The sequence below is a fragment of the Siculibacillus lacustris genome, assembly GCF_004328075.1.
Lineage (GTDB): Bacteria > Pseudomonadota > Alphaproteobacteria > Rhizobiales > Ancalomicrobiaceae > Siculibacillus > Siculibacillus lacustris.
In genome coordinates this window covers 34,897-54,285 of sequence record NZ_SJFN01000006.1, presented here as the reverse complement: position 1 = coordinate 54,285, position 19,389 = coordinate 34,897, and the positions used below count along the sequence as shown (strand labels likewise).

Below are 19,389 nucleotides of genomic sequence, written 5' to 3'. Positions count from 1 at the left end.
ACCGCCGAGCCCCTCGCCGCCGACCCGGAGTCGCGAGCCCTTCTCGTGTCACCGATCGTCGGCGAGACCTCACCGGACTGCGGCGCCACCTGTGCGGAGGATCACGAAGGAAATCGTGAGCCGCCGCGCAGGCTCGCCCCGACGACCGAAAGAGGCCATCGCCACTTTCGAGAAGCACTCCGGCATCGATTTCGCCGCGTGTCGGACGCGCCGTGGCCGGTCATGGCGCCGGGCAACGCGACCGGCGATGACCGCAGCCGGCCGTCTCGTCGACGCAAGGTCGTCGGTTGCCGAAACAGGCCTCGCCCGGACATGTCGGCGTCGTCTCATCGCCTCGGGTGTGCCCCTCGACCGCGCCGCCCCGCATCGGGCCCGCTTCACGGGGATGATCGAATCGAAATGAAACAATTCGCAACGAAATGCACTAAATGATATTTACTCGTGCAAAAATTCTACTTTTGATTGTGTTCTGCGCATCCGGCCTGAGCCTCTGAAGAATGCCTAGAAACCGCATGACTCGCTGTGGTGCGTAGTCGTCATGGGACGTCCAAGTCAGTGAAATTCAGAGAAGGCGGACCTCGACCCCATCCCCCCGGGGAGAAGGGAAGGGGAGCGCGCCCGGTGCTCCGACGTTCGGAATCGTCCGGCGAACGCCCCGAGGGCGTGGCACGCCGGACGCCCACCCGTCGAGATCGCAACCGCCGCTGCCACGCTCGGCCCGGGTCAGTCGCCGAGCAGCCAGGAGCCGATGCCGATCGAACTCTTGGCGACCGGCGAGGTCGGGATCGAGCCCGTCGTGGCGGCGCGGGCGCCGATGCCACGGGCGAGATCCTGGGCCAGTTCGAGCTTCCGCCCTTCCAGCCGGAAACGATAGACCTGGAGGTTCTCGAGCACCCGGTGGACGTAGTTGCGGGTCTCGGAGAACGGAATCCGCTCCATCCAGTCGACGATGTCGACCTGACCGGTGCGCGGATCGCCATAGGCCTGGACCCAGTCGTGGATGCGGCCCGGCCCGGCGTTGTAGCCGGCGATCGCCATCACGTAGTTGCCGTCGTAGTTGCCGACCAGATTGGCGACATAGGCCGAGCCGAGACGGACGTTGTAGGCGGCGTTGTTGCGCCAGGCGTCGGGATTGAACGGAATGCCGAGCTTCTTGGCCGCCTCGCGGCCGGCCACCGGCATCACCTGGAAGATGCCGGTCGCCCCCGCCGAGGACACCACGGACTGGTTGAACTCGCTCTCCTGGCGGGTGATCGCGAAGGCCAGCGCCCGTTCGAGACCCGAGGTGTCGATGTCGGTCGGCAGGCCGATCGGGAAGGCCATCGCCTGCATGTCGAGGCCGCGCTGGGCCCCGGCCTTGCCGGCGGTCACCGCCAGATTGGTCCAGCCCTGCTTCTCGGCCATCTCGATCAGCGCCGCGACCTGACCGGCGGTCGGCAGGCTCTCGGCCATGTGCTTGTAGAACGTCGAGGCGAGATCGCGCCGGCCGAGCTTGCCGATGCGCCGCAGCGCCTCGAAACGGTCGTCGCGCTCGATCGCCGCCTTGTCGGCGCCGTTGGGCGACACGGTGCGGCTGATCCCGAGATCCGACAACCCGAGTTTGCCCCGTGCCATCTGGCCGTAGAAGGTGAAGCCGAAGTCGGCCGCCCGCGTGTAGTACTCGCGCGACGAGCCGGAGGCGCCGGCCTCGGCGGCCCGGCCCATCCAGTAATAGGCCCGCGCCCGGGTCACCGGCTTGGCACTGTCCTCGGCCACCGCCGCGAAGTGACGCATCGCCGTCGACGGGTCGTTGAGGAAGCGCAGCGCGTACCAGCCGGCATGGAAGTCGGCTTCCGCCTGGTTGGCGGGCGTCGAACCGGTGTGGCCGACCACCACCTTGTAGGCGGTGCGGGCGTCGCCGAGGTCGATCAGCTTGCGGCTGACGATGCGCTTTTCTTCCCACCACTGGTCGGGCGAGCCCATCGCCTTGGGATCCTTGGGCGCACGGATCAGGAACTCGGCCGCCTCCTTCCAGTGTTCGGTGCGCCGCGCATATTGGGCGCGCACGAACAGCGCGGTCGGATCGTCGCGCAGGCTCGACGGCACCTGATCGATCAGCGATCCGGCGTTGCTCTGCTTCTTCTCCACCGCCAGACCGGCCTGGGCCAGCGCTTCCCAGCCGCTGCCGAGCTTGCGCGCCGCGCGCACCGCTTCCGCCGCGTGGCCCTTGAGCAGCGCCATGTCGAAGCGCGCCTTGTAGTCGCCCTTCTCCAGCAGCGACCCGAATTCGTTCTCGAGGACCGCACTCTCCTCGTCGGTGAGCTTGTCGTCGCGATAGGCGTAGCGCGCCCAGGGCGCGGCCTCGCCGGCCCGGCCCTTCTGGACCAGGGCGCGGGCCAGCATGATGCGGCCGCGGTTGGAATAGGGGCGCGAGCCCTGGAAGGCGTAGATCACGTCGTCGGCCGACGGGTTCTCCTTCTCCAGCGCCTGTTCGGCGCGGCGGCGGAAGAACTCCGGATCGGGCCAACTCGGATTGGCGATGGCGAATTGGGTGATCGCCGCCGACGGCAGGCCCGAGCCCATGCGGATCAGGTACCAGTCGACGATCTTCTGATCGAGCCGGTCGAGACCGTCGCGCATGCCGTTGACCGCGGCGACGTCGCCGCGCGCCGCCGCCGTCAGCGCCGTCGCCAGATCGGCGGCGGCGGCCGTGCCGGGGATCCCGGTCGCGGCCAGCGCCATCGCCGGCAGAAGGCCCAGAACGAGCCGTCGGGTGGTCGCGAGCATCGAAGTCTCCTCGCCGCGGGTCCTCCGCGATCGGTGCGAACGGGTCCGCCCGTCGCCCGCCGTCCGCGGGCATGGTTCGCCTCGCCTCCGCATCGGGACGCGAGCCGGGTCCGGACGGGTCTCCGGAACATCGATCCGAGCCTAGGTCCGGGATGATGAACAAAGACTTTACGACCCGGGGTTTCCGCCGTTTCGCCGACTTGCCGTCGTCGGGTGCGGGGACTATTGTCCCGGCCCGCTCTTCGTCGCGCCGGGCCTTGCCCAGCGCCCCGGAGGCGTTCCTGCGCCGTCCGTCGTCGAAGCACCATCCGAAGGGATCATACGATGTTCAAGGGGTCGATCACAGCACTCGTCACGCCGTTCGCGAACGGGGCCGTGGACGAGAAAGCCCTGCAGGACTTCGTCGCCTGGCAGATCGCCGAAGGCACCAACGGCGTGGTGCCCTGCGGCACCACCGGCGAGAGCCCGACGCTGAGCCATGCCGAGCACAAGCGGGTGGTCGAACTGACCCTCGAGGTCGCCAAGGGCAAGATCCCGGTGATCGCCGGCGCCGGCTCCAACAACACCGCCGAAGCCATCGATCTGGCGACCCATGCCGAAAAGGCCGGGGCCGACGCCCTGTTGGTGGTCACGCCCTATTACAACAAGCCGAACCAGGAGGGGCTGTTCCGCCATTTCCTGGCGATCGATGCCGCGGTCGGCATTCCGATCTTCATCTACAACATCCCGCCGCGGTCGGTGATCGACATGACGGTGGAGACGATGGCCCGCCTGTTCAAGGAAGGCCGCAACATCAGGGGCGTCAAGGATGCCACTGGCAACCTGCTGCGTCCGTCGCTGCAGCGCGCCGCCTGCGGCCCCGACTTCGTCCAGCTCTCGGGCGAAGACGGCACCGCGCTCGGCTTCAACGCCCACGGTGGGGTCGGCTGCATCTCGGTCACCGCCAATGTCGCGCCGCGCGCCGTCGCGGCCTTCCAGGCGGCGACGCTGGCCGGTGACTATGCCGCGGCGCTCGCCTGGCAGGACCGCCTGATGCCGTTGCATCGCGCGCTGTTCCTCGAGCCCAACCCCGCCGGGCCGAAGTATCTCGCCGCCAAACTCGGTAAGATGCGCAACGAGCTGCGTCTGCCGATGGTGCCGATCACCGCCGCCACCGCCGCCGAGATCGACGCCGCCGCGGCGCACGCCGGCATCATTTGACGCGGAGGAACGACCGATGACCGCTCCCAAGGGCGACGGCCATCGGCTCGCCGCCGAGAACCGCAAGGCGCGATTCTCGTATCACATCATCGACACTTGGGAGGCCGGCATTCAGTTGACCGGCACCGAGATCAAGTCGCTGCGCGGTGGCCGCTCCAACATCACCGACAGCTATGCCGCGCCCTACGGCAACGATCTCTATCTCTACAACGCCTATGTCCCGGAATACCTCCAGGCCAACCGGTTCAACCACGAGACTCGTCGCCCCCGTCGGCTGTTGATGCACCGCAAGGAGATCAACAAGCTGATGGGTGCGGTCGAGCGCGAAGGCCTGACCCTCGTCCCGCTCGACATCCACTTCAACGAGAAGGGCCGCGCCAAGATCACGCTGGCGCTGGCCAAGGGCAAGAACGCCGCCGACAAGCGCGAGACCGAGAAAGAGCGCGAGTGGAACCGCGAGAAGTCGCGGATCATGAAGTATCGCGAGTGACGCGTATGCCGCCGCGGATCGCCTGCGTCGCGCTGGTCGTCGCCGACTATGATGCGGCGATCGCCTTCTATGTCGAGCGCCTCGGCTTCACACTGCGCGCCGACGATGATCTCGGCGGCGGCAAACGCTGGGTGGTGGTCGCCCCGCCCGGTTCCGGGGCCGCCCTGCTGTTGGCCCGCGCCGACGGTGAAGCGCAACGGGCGCGGATCGGCGACCAGACCGGCGGCCGCGTCGGCTTCTTCCTGGAGACCGACGACTTCGTGCGCGACCATGCCGCCTTCGCCGCCCGCGGGGTTTGCTTCCTCGAAGAGCCCCGCCGGGAGACCTATGGCACGGTCGCGGTCTTCGCGGATCTCTACGGCAATCGCTGGGACCTGATCGAACCGAAACGTCCGGAGTGATCGCCGCGGCGATCGGCCACGCCGTCCGGTGCCAGTGCCGTCGGGGCGTCGCCGCGGCCTCGCATCGCCTGCCGATCCGGCGGGGTTTCCGCACGATCGTCGGCCGCACGGATACGACCGAGACATGTCACCGCTGCGACGCCGTCGGCGATGGCCGAGTGCGGTGGCGACCCGCGGCCCTTGGTAGCATTGACCCCGCGTCACGGTGTGCTCTGGTACCCGGTGCCCCGCGCGACCGAGGGACAGGCGCTTCGCACTGCCCCGGCCGGCGGGTCCTGGTGGTGCCATGCCGACCGATCGGTTCCGCGCGCTCGACGAACTGCGTGCCTTCGTCGTCTTCCTGGTGGTGGCCCTCCACGCCGCGCTCACCTACATGGTCTATGCGCCGGAGTGGTGGTACGTCCTCGATCCCCAACGCAGCCTGATCTACACGCGCTTCGTCCTGTTGGTCGACGTGCCGATCATGCTGATCATGTTCTTCCTCGCCGGCTATTTCGCTTTGCCCTCGCTCGAGCGGAAAGGCGCGGCGACTTTTCTGAAGGACAAGGCGATCCGCATCGGCGGCCCTTGGGTCTTCGGCGTGCTGGTCCTCGCCCCCCCGACCGCCTGGATGATCTATTACAGCCGCGGCGCACCGCTTTCGCTCTTTGCCTTCTGGACCGGCGACTTCTGGGGCGTCGCCTACCAGCAGTCGGTCTATTGGTTCCTCGGCGTGCTCCTCGCCCTGTTCCTGGCGACCGCCCTCGTCTGGCGCCTGACCGCGGGTACGGCGATCTGGCGCCGCCGTCCCGCCGCGCCGCCCGCCTGGGTCCTCGCCGCCTTCGTGCTGGCGATGATCCTCGCCTCGCTCGCCACCGGCTCGTCGGTCGACCGCTGGTCGCACAATTGGGTTCTGGTCTATCAGCCGGCACGGGTGCCGCTCTATGTCGGCTATTTCGCGCTGGGCATCTGGGCCGATCGCTCCGGCTGGTTCACCGACGGCGGCTGGCATCCGAAGCTGGTGCACTGGCTGCCGGCGATGATTGTCGCGGGCCTCGTCTACGACGCCACCCGGATGATCCTGCCGACGCTCGCGCCGGCGGGGCTGGTGAACCTCGCGACCGCCGTCTTCTTCAACGTCTTCTGCTTCACCTCGCTGCTGGCCGGCATCGCGGTCTTCTCGCTCCGCCGCAGCCACGGCCCGGTGTCGCAGTCGCTCGCCCGCACCGCCTACGGCATCTACTACCTGCACCCGCTCATTCTCTATCCGCTGGCCCTGATCGCCGTCGCCTGGCCGGTGTCGATCCACGTCAAGATGCCGGCGATCACCCTGATCGCCTGGCTGGTGTCGTGGGCTTTGAGCGCCGGCGTGTTGACCCGCGTCCCCGGCCTGCGCCGGATGTTCTGACGCGTCCCGGCGGGGGATCAGGCGCGCGGCGGGTGTCCCATCGCCGCGGCGATGCCGTCGAACACCGAGCGGAACATCGCCCGCGTCAGGCGGCCGGTGTTGGTGTTGTAACGGGAGCAATGATAGCTGTCGTGGAGGCGCAGGCCGTTCGCGAGCCCGTGGATCGCGCCATGGGCGAAGGGCCGGGCCGCGAGCTTTTCGCCAACGGTTCTGAGGAACGTCTCATGGGCGATGCGGCCGAGCGCCAGCACGTCGGTGAGCCCCGGATGGGCGGCGAGGGTGGCGATCAGGAACGGCCGGCAGGTCTGGATCTCCGCCGGCGTCGGCTTGTTCTCCGGCGGCACGCAGCGCACCGCATTGGTGATCAGCGCCCCGGTCAGCGTCAGCCCGTCCTGCGGATCGGCCCGGAAGGTGCCTTGCGCGAAGCCGTAGTCGATCAGCGTCTCGTAGAGCAGCTCGCCGGCATAGTCGCCGGTGAACGGCCGGCCGGTGCGGTTGGCGCCGCGCACCCCGGGGGCGAGACCGACCACCAACAGCCGAGGCGCCGCACTCGGGAAGCTCGGCACCGGGCCGTTGAACCATTCGGGTTCGCGCCGGCGCCAGTCCTCGCGGAATGCGACGAGGCGCGGACACAACGGACAGTCGTGGCCGGGATCGAGCGGCACGGCGGAAGCGGGATGGGGCATCGGTCACCGGAGGGCAGGGGCGGGGGGCTTGCGGCGTCCGTCCGGGCACGCACGGGAGTCCGCCACGGATCGCGCGACCGCGAAGGCCGCCGAGCGGCATGAGGAATCGACGTCGCGGCGGCGGATCACGCGCCGCGACGTCGATGGTTCGAAAATCGCGCGGCGCCCTCGAAAGGATCGCCGACCGAAGGCACCGGTCGTCCCGTCGCCACCGGAGTGACGATCGGGCGGCCCTCAGCTCTCTTCGAAATCCTCGTCGTCCGGCGCGTGCTGACGGCGCTGGGCGTCGCGTTCGGCCATGCGGGCGAGCCGCTCGGCCGGGTCGCGGCCGATCCGCGACTGCAGGGTGGCGAGATCGACGAAGTGGTCGGCCTGACGGCGCAGATCGTCGGCGATCATCGGCGGCTGGGTCTGCAGGGTCGAGATCACCGACACCTTCTTGCCCTTGCGCTGCACCGCCTCGACGAGGCGGCGGAAATCGCCGTCGCCGGAGAACAACACCATGTGGTCGATGTGCTCGGCCATCTCCATGGCGTCGACCGCCAGTTCGATGTCCATGTTCGCCTTGATCTTGCGGCGGCCGGTGGAGTCGAAGAACTCCTTGGTGGCCTTGGTCACGACCTTGTAGCCGTTGTAATCGAGCCAGTCGATCAGCGGGCGGATCGAGGAGTATTCCTGATCTTCGATCAGCGCGGTATAGTAGAATGCGCGAAGAAGATAGCTCGTCGATTTGAATTCCTGCAGGAGACGCTTGTAGTCGATATCGAAACCGAGGGCTTTCGAAGTCGCATACAGATTCGCGCCGTCGATGAACAGCGCGATTTTCTCGCGTGGGTCAAACATAGTTACGTGGTCTTCCGTGTACAGGGGCTGATGGGCCTCGTAGCCTTGTTTTATGAAATGACGCTTACGAGGCGCGAAATTGCACCGAAGACTAACGTACGTGATTCTGCGCCCGACTCGACAGAACGGCACCGTAGCTTCGTCGCCGCAGCAAGATAGTACATTTCCGGCCGGGTTTCCAGCGGCCGAGAGTCGCGCCATCGATCACGAGATCGCTAGGCTCGGACTGGTATACCTGACCGAAGGGAAACTCCGGCGTACAAGCGACGCAACGACTTGGCGGCTCGGCTCGCGCTTCGCTTTGCCCCTGCGCCGACATGCGCCGTGGCGGCGCGTTTCGGCGAAGATGCGCGGCGGCGTTGCTTTTCCGCCGGCTTCGGCCTATGTCTCCGCTTTCGAATTCCCCCGCGAGGAGAAGTGGAATGGCGCGCGTCACCGTCGAAGATTGCATCGACAAGGTGGAAAATCGGTTCGAGCTGGTGCTCCTGGCGAGCCATCGGGCTCGTATGATCTCGGCCGGATCGTCGATCACCATCGATCGCGACAACGACAAGAATCCCGTGGTCGCGTTGCGCGAGATCGCCGACGAGACCGTCAGCCCGGCCGATCTGCACGAAGAGTTCATCCACTCGCTGCAGAAGTTCGTCGAAGTCGACGAACCGGAATCCGAGGCGGTGGCCCAGGTCACGTCGTCGTCCTCCGAGGACGACGCCGAGATGCAGTTCGACCGCATGTCGGAAGAAGAGCTTCTGCGCGGCCTCGAGGGCCTGGTGCCGCCCGACAAGGAAGAAGAGGACTGAGGCATCGCCGGCTTCACGCCTGCGTGCCGCTCCGTCCGTCGCTTCGTGCCACGCCCGCGCTTCGCGGGCGTCGCCGTCGCTGGACGGGGTCTTCGAATCGTCGACGAGCGAGGAACTGCGGTCCCGATCGGGGTCGCGCGGAGGTCGAGGTCGAGATCGTCCCCATGATGCGGCAATACGAACTCGTCGAGCGGGTGCGGCGCTACAATCCCAACGTCGACGAAGCGCTCCTCGACAAGGCCTACGTCTACGGGATGATGAAACACGCGCCGCAGAAGCGGGCGTCCGGTGATCCCTACTTCTCCCATCCGCTCGAAGTCGCCGCGATCCTCACCGATCTGCGCCTCGACGACGCCACCATCGCAGTGGCCCTGCTCCACGACACCATCGAGGACACCGACGCCACCCGCGCCGAGATCGACCGCCAGTTCGGTCCCGAGATCGGCACGCTGGTCGACGCCCTGACCAAGCTCAAGAAGCTCGACTTCGTCTCCAAGAAGACCGAACAGGCCGAAAACTTCCGTCGCCTGCTGTTGGCGGTCGCCGCCGACGTGCGCGTGCTGCTGGTCAAGCTCGCCGACCGCCTGCACAACATGCGCACCCTGCAGTTCATGCGCGACGACAAGCGCCTGCGCATCGCCGAAGAGACGATGGAGATCTATGCGCCGCTGGCCGGCCGCATGGGCATGCAGAGCATGCGCGAGGAGCTCGAGGATCTCTCCTTCCGCTACCTCCAGCCCGACGCCTATCAGTCGATCGTCGGCCGCCTCGACGCCCTGCGCGAGGCCAACAAGAATCTGATCCCGGCGATCGAGATCGCGCTCACCGAGAAACTGTCCTCGAACGGCATCTCCGCCCGCGTCAAGGGACGCGAGAAGAAGCCCTATTCGATCTTCGTCAAGGTCCAGCGCAAGAGCCTGAGCTTCGAGCAGCTCTCCGACATCTACGGCTTCCGCATCGTCGTCGAGACCGTCGAGAACTGCTACCGCGCTCTCGGCATCGTCCACACCACCTGGTCGATGGTCCCCGGGCGCTTCAAGGACTACGTCTCGACGCCGAAGCAGAACGACTACCGCTCGATCCACACCACCGTGGTCGGGCCCGGGCGCCAGCGCGTCGAGTTGCAGATCCGCACCGAGGAGATGCACCGCTTCGCCGAATTCGGCATCGCTGCCCATGCCCTCTACAAGGACGGCGACCGCATCGCCGGCGGCCGCAACATCGTCAAATTGTCCGAGGCCTCGGGCGCCTATGCCTGGCTGCGCGAAACCATCCAGCGCCTCAACGACCCCAACCTGAACCCCGAAGAATTCCTCGAGAACACCAAGCTCGAGTTGTTTCAGGATCAGGTGTTCTGCTTCACGCCGAAGGGCAAGATCATCGCCCTGCCGCGCGGCGCCACGCCGATCGACTTCGCCTATGCCGTCCACACCGACGTCGGCAACACCTGCGTCGGCGCCAAGATCAACGGCCGCATCAAGCCGGTGGCGACCGAACTCGCCAACGGCGACGAGGTCGAGATCATCCGTTCCAAGGCCCAGGTGCCGCCCGCCGCCTGGGAGCAGATCGCCGTCTCCGGCAAGGCCCGCGCCGCCATCCGCCGCGCCACCCGCGAAGCGGTGCGCAAGCAGTTCGGCGGCCTCGGCCGGCAGATCCTGGAGCGCGCCTTCCTGCGCGCCGGCCGCGCCTTCTCCGATACCCTGCTCGCCGCCGCCGTCCACCGCCTCGGCCATTCCTCGGTCAACGAGGCACTGACCGCGGTCGGGCGCGGTGAGGTCGCCTCGGAATCGGTGTTGAAGGCGGTCTATCCCGACTATCAGGAGAACCGCGGCCAGCCCTCGCAGAAGTCGGCGGTGACCGAAGGCTGGTTCGATCTCGCCGGCGGCGCCCGGGCGATGAAGTTCCGCGTCCCCGACGGCGGCGCCGACGACCGCACCTCGATCCCGATCCGCGGCCTGTCGGGCGACCTCCCGGTGCATTTCGCCCCCGAGGGCGGCGCCGTGCCGGGCGATCGCATCGTCGGCATCCTGTCGCCGGGCGAGGGCATCACCATCTACCCGATCCAGTCGCCGGCCCTGAAGCGCTTCGACGAGGAGCCGTCGCGCTGGCTCGACGTGCGCTGGGACATCGACCCGGCCGATCCGGCCCGCTTCCCGGCCCGCATCTCGCTGAATTCGCTCAACGAGCCGGGCTCGCTCGCCCAGATCGCGCAGGTCATCGCCGAGAACGACGGCAACATCGACAACATCAAGATGATCCCCAAGGCCGCCGACTTCCACGAGATCATCATCGATCTCGAGGTCTGGGACCTGAAGCACCTGACCCGGATCATCCAGCAATTGCGCACCAAGCCGATCATCGCCTCGGCCGTCCGCGTCAATGGGTGAGGCGCCCGCCGCCGCGGCGCTGGCCGATCTAACGGAGCGTCCCGACTTCGCTGCGACCGTCGCCGATCGCATCTGGCGCAACTGGTGGCGGGCCGGCGGCACCTCGCTCGCCGCCGTCGAGGCGCGGGTCGCCGATGCGGTCACCGCGCCCGGCATACCCTTCTGCATTGTCGCCTACGACGCTGCGGGTTTCGCCGGTACCGTCTCGGTGATCCCGCAGGACCTCGCCGATCGCGCCGAACTCACGCCCTGGCTCGCCGCCCTGTGGGTCGAGGAGGATCGCCGCGACCGCGGCCTCGGCACACGCCTGCTCGCGGCGGCGACGGCTCGCGCCTTCGCTCTCGGTGCCGCCCGCCTGTACCTCTGCGCCCGACCCGAACTCGCCGAGTTCTACGAGGCCCGCGGCTGGGACGCGCTCGAAGGCGGGGTCGGCGCCCTCGGCCTGATGATCTTCGCCCGCGAAGCGCGGTGACGGGCGCGCAACGGCCGGCCCGACACGAGGGTCGGTGGTCGTAGGGCGCTTCTCGGAATGTTCGAGGCGACGGCTCGGTAATCCCCGACAGGACCGTGGGTTGGCGTCCTCTCCCCCCTTGAGGGGGGAGGGAACGTTGTGGTTCGGCCTCGCGCACGACGAGAGTCGAATTCACGATTCGCGCCAGATGCCCGGTTCGATGCCCTCGCGCGCCGCCGCGTCGCCGGTTGATCCGATCGCCACATTGGCCCAATGTCGCGCCGCACGCGCCGGTGGCGGTGCCGCCTCGCCCACCCAGGAGCTTTTCTGCCATGAACACCGACGAAGTCCTCGACGTCTTCAAGTCCTGCGGCGCGCTGCTCACCGGGCACTTCATCCTGTCGTCGGGGCTGCGGTCGCCGGTGTTCATCCAGAAGGCCCGGGTGTTCCAGTTCCCCGACAAGACCGAACGGGTCTGCCGGGCGCTCGCCGACAAGATCCGCGCCGCCGATCTCGGGACGATCGACGTGATCGTCGGCCCGGCGATGGGCGGCATCGTCCCGGCCTACGAGACGGCGCGCCAACTTGGCCTGCCGGCGATCTGGACCGAACGCGAGGGCGGCGAGATGCGCCTGCGCCGCTTCGAACTCGCCCCCGGCGCCAGGGTGGTGATCGTCGAGGACATCGTCACCACCGGCCTGTCGTCGCGCGAGACGATCACCGCCATCGAGGCGCTGGGGGCGAAGGTCCTGGCGGTCGCCTGCCTGATCGATCGCTCCGACGGCGAGGCCGACGTCGGCGTGCCGCTGATCGCGCTCGCCGGCTACAAGGTGCCGGCCTATCCCGCCGACGCCCTGCCGCCCGAACTCGCCGCGATCCCCCCGGTCAAGCCGGGCAGCCGCAGCCTCTGAGCCCAAACCACGCGGCGCGACGATCGGTCCGCGACCTCTGCGCCGCCGGGACACCGCCCAAGCCGTCGCGCCGCTTGTTCGCGCGCCGTCGTCATTCTATGTCTCGGGGCTCAGCCGGCGCCTCGGTCGCAGACCCGCGCGCCCCTGCCCCCCGATGCGAGGAAACGAGAGATGGCCGAACTCGACCGGCGGCGGAAGCTCCGCCTGGGCGTCAACATCGATCATGTCGCCACCATCCGCAACGCCCGCGGCGGCGATCGTCCCGACCCGCTGCGCGCCGCCCATCTCGCGGCCGAGGCCGGCGCCGACGGCATCACCGCCCATCTGCGCGAAGACCGTCGCCACATCCGCGACGAGGACATCCGCCGCCTGATGTCGGAGATCGACCTTCCGCTCAATCTCGAAATGGCGGCGACCGAGGAGATGCTCGACATTGCCCTGCGCCACAAGCCGCATGCCTGCTGCCTGGTGCCCGAGCGCCGCAGCGAGCGCACCACCGAGGGCGGTCTCGATGCGGTCGGCGGCCGCACCCGTCTCGCCCCCGTGGTCGCCCGTCTCGGCGGCGCCGGCATCCGCGTGTCGCTGTTCATCGAGCCCGACGTCGCCCAGATCGACGCGGCGGTGAAGCTCGGCGCACCGGTGGTCGAACTCCACACCGGCCGTTATTGCGACCTGCTCGCCGCCGGCGAGGAGCGGCTCACCGCGATCGAGCTGCAGCGCATCCGCGAAGCCGCCCGCCGCGGCGCCGACGCCGGCCTGGAGATCCACGCCGGCCATGGGCTGGCCTACGAATCGGTCGGGCCGATCGCCCGCATGGCCGAGATCCGCGAGCTCAACATCGGTCATTTCCTGATCGGCGAAGCGATCTTCGTCGGTCTGGCCGCGGCCATCGCCGAAATGCGTCTGCGCATGGACGAAGCACGCGAGCCCTGACGGGCCAGGGGAGGGGACGCCATGATCGTCGGCATCGGCTCGGATCTGATCGACGTGCGCCGCGTCGAGAAGACGCTCGAACGCTTCGGCGAACGTTTCACCCACCGGGTCTTCACCGAGATCGAACGGGCCAAGTCCGATCGCCGCGCCAATCGCGCCGCTTCTTATGCCAAGCGCTTCGCCGCCAAGGAGGCCTGTTGCAAGGCGCTCGGCACCGGCATCTCGATGGGGGTGGCGTGGCGCGAGATGGGGGTGGTCAACCTGCCGTCGGGCCAGCCGACCATGATCTTGACCGGCGGCGCCGCCGAACGTCTCGCCGCCCTCACTCCGCCCGGTTTCGAGCCCAGGATCGATCTGACCATCACCGACGACCTGCCTCTCGCCCAGGCCTTCGTGGTGATTTCCGCTTGGCCGCTCGATTGGCCGAAACCGCGGGCATTGCGGCCGATCCCCCGGCGCGCTATCACCGCCGACGAATGAAGTGAGGATCGAAGGACCTGATGAGCGTGACCAGCGAACCGAAGTCCCGCGAAGCGGGCTGGGGCGAGACCCTCAAGGTGGTCGTCCAAGCCCTGGTGTTGGCGCTGCTGGTGCGGACCTTTGTCTTTCAGCCCTTCTCCATTCCCTCCGGCTCGATGAAGTCGACGCTGCTGATCGGCGATTACCTCTTCGTGTCGAAGTTCAGCTACGGCTACAGCCGCTACTCCTTCCCCTTCGGGCTGGTGCCCTTCTCGGGCCGCATCTTCGCTTCCGAGCCCAAGCGCGGCGACGTGGTGGTGTTCAAGCTGCCGAAGGACAACGAGACCGACTACATCAAGCGGTTGATCGGCCTGCCCGGCGACCGCGTCCAGATGAAGCGCGGCCTGCTCTTCATCAACGGCGAGGCGGTCAAGGTCGAGCCGATGGACTATTTCATCGACACCGACTTCTACGGCGCCCGCCAGAAGGTCAAGGCGCTACGGGAAACCCTGCCCGGTGGTGTGGTCCACACCATTCTGAAGCGTGACGACGAAGGCCCGGCCAACAACACGCCGGAATTCCTGGTGCCCGCCGGTCACTACTTCATGATGGGCGACAATCGCGACAATTCGCTGGACAGCCGCTTCGCCGACGGCGTCGGCTTCGTGCCCTTCGAGAACTTCGAGGGCAAGGCCCAGATGATCTTCTTCTCGATCGGCGAGGACAGCGCCGCCTGGCAGATCTGGAACTGGCCCTGGGACGTGCGCTGGAGCCGGTTGTTCGGCCGCCTATGAGCACCTTCGCCGACCTCGACACCGTCGAAGCCCGCATCGGCCATCGCTTCGCCGACCGCGCCCTCCTGCTCATGGCCCTGACCCACACCAGCGCCGCCGCGACACCCGCGGCGAGCTATCAGCGCCTGGAGTTCCTCGGCGACCGCGTCCTCGCGCTGTCGGTCGCCGGCATGCTCCACCATGCCTTTCCCGATGCGGAGGAAGGCGAACTCGCCCGCCGCCTCAACGCCATGGTCAAGCGCGAGACCTGTGCCGACGTGGCGCGCAGCCTCGCCTTCGGCGACGCCGTGCGGCTCGGCCCCGGCGAATTGCAGACCGGCGGCCGCAACAAGACGGCGATCCTCGGCGACGTCGCCGAGGCGGTGATCGCCGCGGTCTATCTCGACGCCGGCTTCGACGTCGCTCGCGACTTCGTCGAGCGCAACTGGTATCCCCTGATGATGGAGGCGCGCGGACCGCTGCGCGACGCCAAGACCACGCTTCAGGAATGGCTGCAGAGCCGCGGTCTCGCCGCGCCGACCTATCGGCAGGTGGGACGCAGCGGCCCCGATCACGATCCCGTCTTCGAAATCGCCGTGGACATCGTCGGCGTCGAAGGGGCGATCGGGACGGGACGTTCCAAGCGCGAGGCCGAGCGCGACGCCGCCACCCGGGTCCTGGCCCGCGAAGGCCTGTGGAAGGACGACACCGATGCCTGAGACCGAAGATCCCGCCCGTGACGTCGTCCCGCCCGTGACGCCCGCGACCGACGCGCCGACCACCGCGACCGAAGCCGAAGCCGCCGAAGCCGCGACCGAGGCCGCCGCGACCGAGGCCGCCGCGACCGAGGCCGCCGCGATCGCCGCCGCGCGTTCCGCCGCCGGCCTGATGTCGGCGACCCCGGGCACCCGCGCCGGCTTCGTCGCGCTGATCGGCGCCCCCAATGCCGGCAAGTCGACCCTGCTCAACGCCCTGGTCGGCTCCAAGGTGTCGATCGTCACCCACAAGGTCCAGACCACCCGCGCCCTGGTGCGCGGCATCGCCATGGTCGACGAGGCCCAGGTGATCTTCGTCGACACCCCCGGCATCTTCCGTCCGCGCCGCCGGCTCGACCGCGCCATGGTCGCCGGCGCCTGGGGCGGCGCCTCCGACGCCGATCTGGTGGCGGTGCTGCTCGACGCCAAGAAGGGCTTCGACGACACCTCCTCCGCGCTGTTCGACCAGCTGGGCGAGGTCCATCGCCGCAAGGTGCTGATCCTCAACAAGATCGACCTGATGCGCCGCGATGCGCTGCTGGCGCTGGCCCAGGCCGCCAACGCCCGCGCGAACTTCACCGAGACCTTCATGATCTCGGCCGAGAACGGCGACGGCGTCGCCGACGTGCTCGCCTGGTTCGCCGCCGCCATGCCGGCCGGCCCCTGGCTCTACCCGGCCGACCAGATTTCCGATCTGCCGATGCGCCAGCTCGCCGCCGAGATCACCCGCGAAAAGGTGTTCCTGCGCCTCCACGACGAACTGCCCTACGAATCGACCGTCGAGACGGAGCAGTGGAAGGAGCAGAAGGACGGCTCGGTGCGCATCGAGCAGACCATCTACGTCGCTCGCGAGAGCCAGAAGCGCATCGTCCTCGGCGCCGGCGGCGAGACCATCAAGTGGGTGTCGATGAACGCCCGCAAGGAGCTCGCCGAGATCGTCGAGCGTCCGGTCCATCTGTTCGTGTTCGTCAAGGTGCGCGAGAACTGGTCCGACGACCCGGCGCGCTATCGCGAGATGGGGCTCGAGTTCCCCAAGGGCTGAGCCGCGCCGACCGGGAAGGCCGTGCCATGGAATGGACCGACGTCGGCCTGGTTCTCGGTGCCCGCCGCCTCGGCGAGGCCGACGCGCTGGTCGAGCTGATGACCGTCGCCCACGGCCGCCACCTCGGGGTGGTCAAGGGCGGCCGCTCGCAGCGCCGCGCCGCCGGCCTCCAGGTCGGCAATTCGGTGCGCGCGGTGTGGCGCGCCCGCCTCGACGAACACGTCGGCACCTTCGCGGTCGAGACGCTGGACGCCCGCGGCGCCGCGCTGATGGCCGACCCGCTCGGCCTCAACGCGGTGCAGACGCTGGCCGCCCATTTCCGCCTGCTGCCCGAGCGCGATCCCCATCCCGATCTGCTCTATGCGGCGCTGGCGATCCTCGCCCGCCTCGACGATCCGGGCCCGGCGGCGGCGCGCCTGGTGCGTTTCGAACTGGCGGTTATCGAGGCCCTCGGCTTCGGCCTGGATCTCACCACCTGCGCCCTGACCGGAACCTCCGACGATCTCGCCTGGGTCAGCCCGGCGACCGGCCGTGCCGCCGGCCGCGCCGCCGGATTGCCCTGGGCCGACCGTCTGCTGGCGCTGCCGGCCTTCCTGGTCGCCGCGCCGATCGAGGCGGCGCGCGACGAGTCGCCGCCGCTGGCCGATCTCCTCGCCGGCTTTCGCCTCACCGGTCACTTCCTCGCCCGCCACGTCTGGGAGGCGCGCGGCATCGATCCGCCGGCCACCCGCGAAGGATTTCTCGCGGCCCTGGCGCGGGTCGGGGCGAAGGCGAGGGCTTAGGGCGGGCGACGGGAGCGGGCCGCTCAGCTGCGAAAGCCGGTCGCCGCACCGAGCGCCCGGAGGCGTCGCACCTTCGACGGCGCGCCGGCGGGGCCGCCCCATTCGAGGTCCGAGGTGCGATTGACCATCGGCACCAGATCCCACAAGGGCGAGCGTGCGACGCCGTCGCCGGGATCGGCGGCGAAGTCCTTCTGCCGCGTCAGCAACGCGTCGAAGCTGTCGACGGGGATCGCCGGGCTGAACAGATAGCCCTGGTATTCGTGGCAGTTGCGGGCGCGCAGCCAGCCGAGCTGTTCCTCGGTCTCGACGCCCTCGGCGACGATCCGCATGTCGAGCAGCCGGCACATGCCGATGATCAGTTCCGCCAGTTCCGGCCGCGTCTCCAGAGTGGCGACGAAGGAGCGGTCGATCTTCAGCACGTCGATCGGATGGAACTGCAGCGTCGCGAGATTGGAATAGCCGGTGCCGAAGTCGTCGATGGCGATCGAGAATCCGAGTTCGCTGAGCTTCCGCAGCGCCCCGACCGAGGTCGCGTCGTCGCCGACCAGCACCGATTCGGTGATCTCGATCTGCATCCGGCACGGGTCGCTGCCGGTCTCGGCGAGGATCTCGGCGACCGCAGTCGGCAGCCGCGGGTCGCGGAACTGCCGCCCCGACATGTTGACCGACACGGTGACGTCGTGGCCGGCGTCGGCCCAGGCGCGCTGCTGCAGCGCCGCCTCGCGCATCACGCTCTCGCCGATCCGGGTGATCAGCCCGGTCTTCTCGGCGAAGGGGATGAAACACCCCGGCAGCAACAGGCCGCGGGTCGGGTGGTGCCAGCGCAGCAGCGCCTCCGCCCCGATGATGCGGTCGTCGGCGATCGACAGACGCGGCTGGTAGTAGAGCTCGAACTCGCCGCGCTCCAGCGCCCGCCGCAGCGAGGATTCCATCGCCAATTGGCTGTCGGCGACGTCGGTCATCGCCCGATCGAAGGTCACCCAGCGGCTGCAGCCCTGGTCCTTGGCGGCATACATCGCCAGATCGGCATGGCGCATCAGGGTGTCGAGATCTCTTCCGTCGGCGGGGAAGCGGCTGATGCCGATCGATCCGGAGACCACCAGTTCGCGCGACCCGACCCGGATCGGCGCCTCGAAGGCCTCGAGGATCGCCTGGGCCACGGTGCGTTCGCGTGCGTCGCCGTCGCGGCCGAGATCGATGCAGACCAGGAACTCGTCGCCACCGAGCCGCGCCACCAGATCGCCGCCGGCGGCGGCCCGGGTCAGCCGGTCGGCGACCGCCACCAGCAGGGCGTCGCCGGCCTGATGGCCGAGCGAATCGTTGATCGTCTTGAACCGGTCGAGGTCGATGAACAGCAACGCCAGACTCGAACCGGCCTCCCGCGCCGCTTCGATCCGCCGCGCCACCTCGCGCTGTAGGAAGGTGCGGTTGGGCAGGCCGGTGAGCAGATCGTGCTCGGCGAGGAAGCGCACCTGTTCTTCCGCGGTCTTCAGCGCCGTCACGTCGGTCTCGCTGACCAGGAGCGCCGGCCGCCCGCTGACCGCGTCGCGGCACGTCCGCGCCGAGATCTCGTGCCAGCGCACGCCCGCGCGGGTCCGCATCCGCGCCGTCACCACCGCATGTCCGAGGCCGGCGACCATCTCCTCGAGCCGCTGCCGATCGGCGGCGTCGACGAAACGCTCGGCGAGCGGTTCCCCGAGATGGGGGATCGACGCCGCCGCCGCGGTATTGCGGTAGAGGGGCCGCTGCTCGGGGCCGTAGAGGGTGATCATCACCGGCGTATGGATCAGCGCCTCGGCGCTGCGCACCCGTTCCGGCGTGTCGTTGATCTCGCCGAGCGCTTCGCACAGGATCGCCATGCGCCCGTCGCCGAGCCGCTGGCCACTGAAGGTCACCCGTTGGGTCTTGGGCCGACCGCCGGGATAGAGCGTCCACACTTCCGAAAAGGCCGCAGGGCCGCGCTCGAACAGGTCGCGCAACTGTTCGAGCCGCATCTTCACCGACAGCGACATTTCCGCCGACAGATCGCGCGCCGCCAGTTCCGCGATGTCCGCCGCTTCCCATACCCGCAGTGCCGCGCTGTTGGCCCAGGCCACCTGCGCACGGTCGAGATCGAAGATCCAGATCGGTGTCCTCAGTCGCTCCAGCAGCGCCACCGTTGCGGTCGCAAGGCCGTGCGCGGTCGGTACGGCGCCGGCATGCGGCTCGGGGCGATCGGCGGAAGGCGCTTTCGACATGCGGGTACGGATCCGGGCGAGAGGCGGTCTCGGAAACACTTTCTCGCTGCCGGCTTAACCTTGCGTGAAGACGGACCCTCGGGTTG

Annotated in this window: 18 protein-coding genes; 14 read left to right on the top strand and 4 right to left on the bottom strand. The window is 68.6% G+C overall.

The features are described 5' to 3' along the window. Window positions 1-723 precede the first annotated feature (723 nt). Window positions 724-2,766, bottom strand: coding sequence for a lytic transglycosylase domain-containing protein (locus EYW49_RS05720; RefSeq protein ID WP_165498138.1), 2,043 nt, complete (start codon window positions 2,764-2,766; stop codon window positions 724-726). Window positions 2,767-3,090: 324 nt separating this feature from the next. Between EYW49_RS05720 and dapA the strand changes: the two genes are divergently transcribed. The 4 genes from dapA (at window position 3,091) to EYW49_RS05700 (ending at window position 6,244) form a co-directional block, all read left to right on the top strand. Beyond that, window positions 3,091-3,966: a 4-hydroxy-tetrahydrodipicolinate synthase gene (dapA, locus tag EYW49_RS05715; RefSeq protein ID WP_131307108.1), complete on the top strand. Its 876-nt coding sequence runs from the start codon at window positions 3,091-3,093 to the stop codon at window positions 3,964-3,966. A 16-nt stretch (window positions 3,967-3,982) separates the two neighbouring features. Further along, complete coding sequence (gene smpB, locus EYW49_RS05710; RefSeq protein ID WP_131307106.1) at window positions 3,983-4,456, top strand: SsrA-binding protein SmpB; 474 nt, start codon at window positions 3,983-3,985, stop codon at window positions 4,454-4,456. A 5-nt stretch (window positions 4,457-4,461) separates the two neighbouring features. Next, complete coding sequence (locus tag EYW49_RS05705; protein ID WP_131307260.1) at window positions 4,462-4,857, top strand: VOC family protein; 396 nt, start codon at window positions 4,462-4,464, stop codon at window positions 4,855-4,857. Between the two features lie 286 nt (window positions 4,858-5,143). Continuing rightward, entirely contained in the window at window positions 5,144-6,244 is a 1,101-nt protein-coding gene (locus EYW49_RS05700) for an acyltransferase family protein (protein WP_131307105.1), read from the top strand. A 17-nt stretch (window positions 6,245-6,261) separates the two neighbouring features. On the opposite strand, the gene EYW49_RS05695 is transcribed toward EYW49_RS05700, so the two are convergent. Then, a complete protein-coding gene (locus EYW49_RS05695) occupies window positions 6,262-6,930 on the bottom strand; it encodes a uracil-DNA glycosylase (protein WP_131307103.1) in 669 nt (222 codons plus the stop codon). A 234-nt stretch (window positions 6,931-7,164) separates the two neighbouring features. Further along, window positions 7,165-7,773, bottom strand: a complete 609-nt coding sequence (locus tag EYW49_RS05690) for a LabA-like NYN domain-containing protein (RefSeq protein WP_131307101.1) — start codon at window positions 7,771-7,773, stop codon at window positions 7,165-7,167. A gap of 422 nt (window positions 7,774-8,195) precedes the next feature. Here EYW49_RS05690 and rpoZ point away from each other — a divergent pair, with 422 nt between their 5' ends. From rpoZ to recO, 10 genes are all read left to right on the top strand, one after another. Beyond that, the gene (rpoZ, locus tag EYW49_RS05685; RefSeq protein WP_131307099.1) at window positions 8,196-8,573 is read left to right on the top strand and encodes a DNA-directed RNA polymerase subunit omega; all 378 of its coding nucleotides are present in this window, start codon (window positions 8,196-8,198) and stop codon (window positions 8,571-8,573) included. 164 nt (window positions 8,574-8,737) lie between these two features. Further along, window positions 8,738-10,960 carry a RelA/SpoT family protein gene (locus EYW49_RS05680; RefSeq protein WP_131307097.1) on the top strand — a complete coding sequence of 741 codons (2,223 nt, stop codon included), beginning with the start codon at window positions 8,738-8,740 and terminating at the stop codon, window positions 10,958-10,960. Next, window positions 10,953-11,432, top strand: a complete 480-nt coding sequence (locus EYW49_RS05675) for a GNAT family N-acetyltransferase (protein ID WP_131307094.1) — start codon at window positions 10,953-10,955, stop codon at window positions 11,430-11,432. Before EYW49_RS05680 ends, EYW49_RS05675 begins: the two co-directional genes overlap by 8 nt. A 311-nt stretch (window positions 11,433-11,743) precedes the next feature. Next, window positions 11,744-12,322, top strand: a complete 579-nt coding sequence (gene pyrE / locus EYW49_RS05670; RefSeq protein WP_131307092.1) for an orotate phosphoribosyltransferase — start codon at window positions 11,744-11,746, stop codon at window positions 12,320-12,322. Window positions 12,323-12,493: 171 nt separating this feature from the next. Further along, complete coding sequence (locus EYW49_RS05665) at window positions 12,494-13,255, top strand: pyridoxine 5'-phosphate synthase (protein ID WP_131307090.1); 762 nt, start codon at window positions 12,494-12,496, stop codon at window positions 13,253-13,255. Between the two features lie 21 nt (window positions 13,256-13,276). Beyond that, on the top strand, window positions 13,277-13,735 hold the full coding sequence (gene acpS, locus EYW49_RS05660) for a holo-ACP synthase (RefSeq protein ID WP_131307088.1): 459 nt from the start codon (window positions 13,277-13,279) through the stop codon (window positions 13,733-13,735). Between the two features lie 20 nt (window positions 13,736-13,755). Beyond that, window positions 13,756-14,508 carry a signal peptidase I gene (gene lepB / locus EYW49_RS05655; RefSeq protein WP_131307086.1) on the top strand — a complete coding sequence of 251 codons (753 nt, stop codon included), beginning with the start codon at window positions 13,756-13,758 and terminating at the stop codon, window positions 14,506-14,508. Continuing rightward, window positions 14,505-15,206, top strand: coding sequence for a ribonuclease III (rnc, locus tag EYW49_RS05650; protein WP_131307084.1), 702 nt, complete (start codon window positions 14,505-14,507; stop codon window positions 15,204-15,206). Before lepB ends, rnc begins: the two co-directional genes overlap by 4 nt. 169 nt (window positions 15,207-15,375) lie before the next feature. Continuing rightward, window positions 15,376-16,284 carry a GTPase Era gene (era, locus tag EYW49_RS05645; RefSeq protein WP_131307258.1) on the top strand — a complete coding sequence of 303 codons (909 nt, stop codon included), beginning with the start codon at window positions 15,376-15,378 and terminating at the stop codon, window positions 16,282-16,284. A 26-nt stretch (window positions 16,285-16,310) separates the two neighbouring features. After that, window positions 16,311-17,066, top strand: coding sequence for a DNA repair protein RecO (gene recO / locus EYW49_RS05640; protein ID WP_131307082.1), 756 nt, complete (start codon window positions 16,311-16,313; stop codon window positions 17,064-17,066). Between the two features lie 23 nt (window positions 17,067-17,089). Here the strand turns inward: recO and EYW49_RS05635 are convergent, their stop codons facing one another. Then, entirely contained in the window at window positions 17,090-19,303 is a 2,214-nt protein-coding gene (locus tag EYW49_RS05635; RefSeq protein ID WP_131307080.1) for a putative bifunctional diguanylate cyclase/phosphodiesterase, read from the bottom strand. Window positions 19,304-19,389 lie beyond the last annotated feature (86 nt).

Excerpts from the sequence above, each read along its gene's own strand:
- EYW49_RS05720 (WP_165498138.1), bottom strand. The coding sequence starts at position 2,766 with ATGCTCGCGACCACCCGACGGCTCGTTCTGGGCCTTCTGCCGGCGATG.
- dapA (WP_131307108.1), top strand. The coding sequence starts at position 3,091 with ATGTTCAAGGGGTCGATCACAGCACTCGTCACGCCGTTCGCGAACGGG.
- smpB (WP_131307106.1), top strand. The coding sequence starts at position 3,983 with ATGACCGCTCCCAAGGGCGACGGCCATCGGCTCGCCGCCGAGAACCGC.
- EYW49_RS05705 (WP_131307260.1), top strand. The coding sequence starts at position 4,462 with ATGCCGCCGCGGATCGCCTGCGTCGCGCTGGTCGTCGCCGACTATGAT.
- EYW49_RS05700 (WP_131307105.1), top strand. The coding sequence starts at position 5,144 with ATGCCGACCGATCGGTTCCGCGCGCTCGACGAACTGCGTGCCTTCGTC.
- EYW49_RS05695 (WP_131307103.1), bottom strand. The coding sequence starts at position 6,930 with ATGCCCCATCCCGCTTCCGCCGTGCCGCTCGATCCCGGCCACGACTGT.
- EYW49_RS05690 (WP_131307101.1), bottom strand. The coding sequence starts at position 7,773 with ATGTTTGACCCACGCGAGAAAATCGCGCTGTTCATCGACGGCGCGAAT.
- rpoZ (WP_131307099.1), top strand. The coding sequence starts at position 8,196 with ATGGCGCGCGTCACCGTCGAAGATTGCATCGACAAGGTGGAAAATCGG.
- EYW49_RS05680 (WP_131307097.1), top strand. The coding sequence starts at position 8,738 with ATGATGCGGCAATACGAACTCGTCGAGCGGGTGCGGCGCTACAATCCC.
- EYW49_RS05675 (WP_131307094.1), top strand. The coding sequence starts at position 10,953 with ATGGGTGAGGCGCCCGCCGCCGCGGCGCTGGCCGATCTAACGGAGCGT.
- pyrE (WP_131307092.1), top strand. The coding sequence starts at position 11,744 with ATGAACACCGACGAAGTCCTCGACGTCTTCAAGTCCTGCGGCGCGCTG.
- EYW49_RS05665 (WP_131307090.1), top strand. The coding sequence starts at position 12,494 with ATGGCCGAACTCGACCGGCGGCGGAAGCTCCGCCTGGGCGTCAACATC.
- acpS (WP_131307088.1), top strand. The coding sequence starts at position 13,277 with ATGATCGTCGGCATCGGCTCGGATCTGATCGACGTGCGCCGCGTCGAG.
- lepB (WP_131307086.1), top strand. The coding sequence starts at position 13,756 with ATGAGCGTGACCAGCGAACCGAAGTCCCGCGAAGCGGGCTGGGGCGAG.
- rnc (WP_131307084.1), top strand. The coding sequence starts at position 14,505 with ATGAGCACCTTCGCCGACCTCGACACCGTCGAAGCCCGCATCGGCCAT.
- era (WP_131307258.1), top strand. The coding sequence starts at position 15,376 with ATGTCGGCGACCCCGGGCACCCGCGCCGGCTTCGTCGCGCTGATCGGC.
- recO (WP_131307082.1), top strand. The coding sequence starts at position 16,311 with ATGGAATGGACCGACGTCGGCCTGGTTCTCGGTGCCCGCCGCCTCGGC.
- EYW49_RS05635 (WP_131307080.1), bottom strand. The coding sequence starts at position 19,303 with ATGTCGAAAGCGCCTTCCGCCGATCGCCCCGAGCCGCATGCCGGCGCC.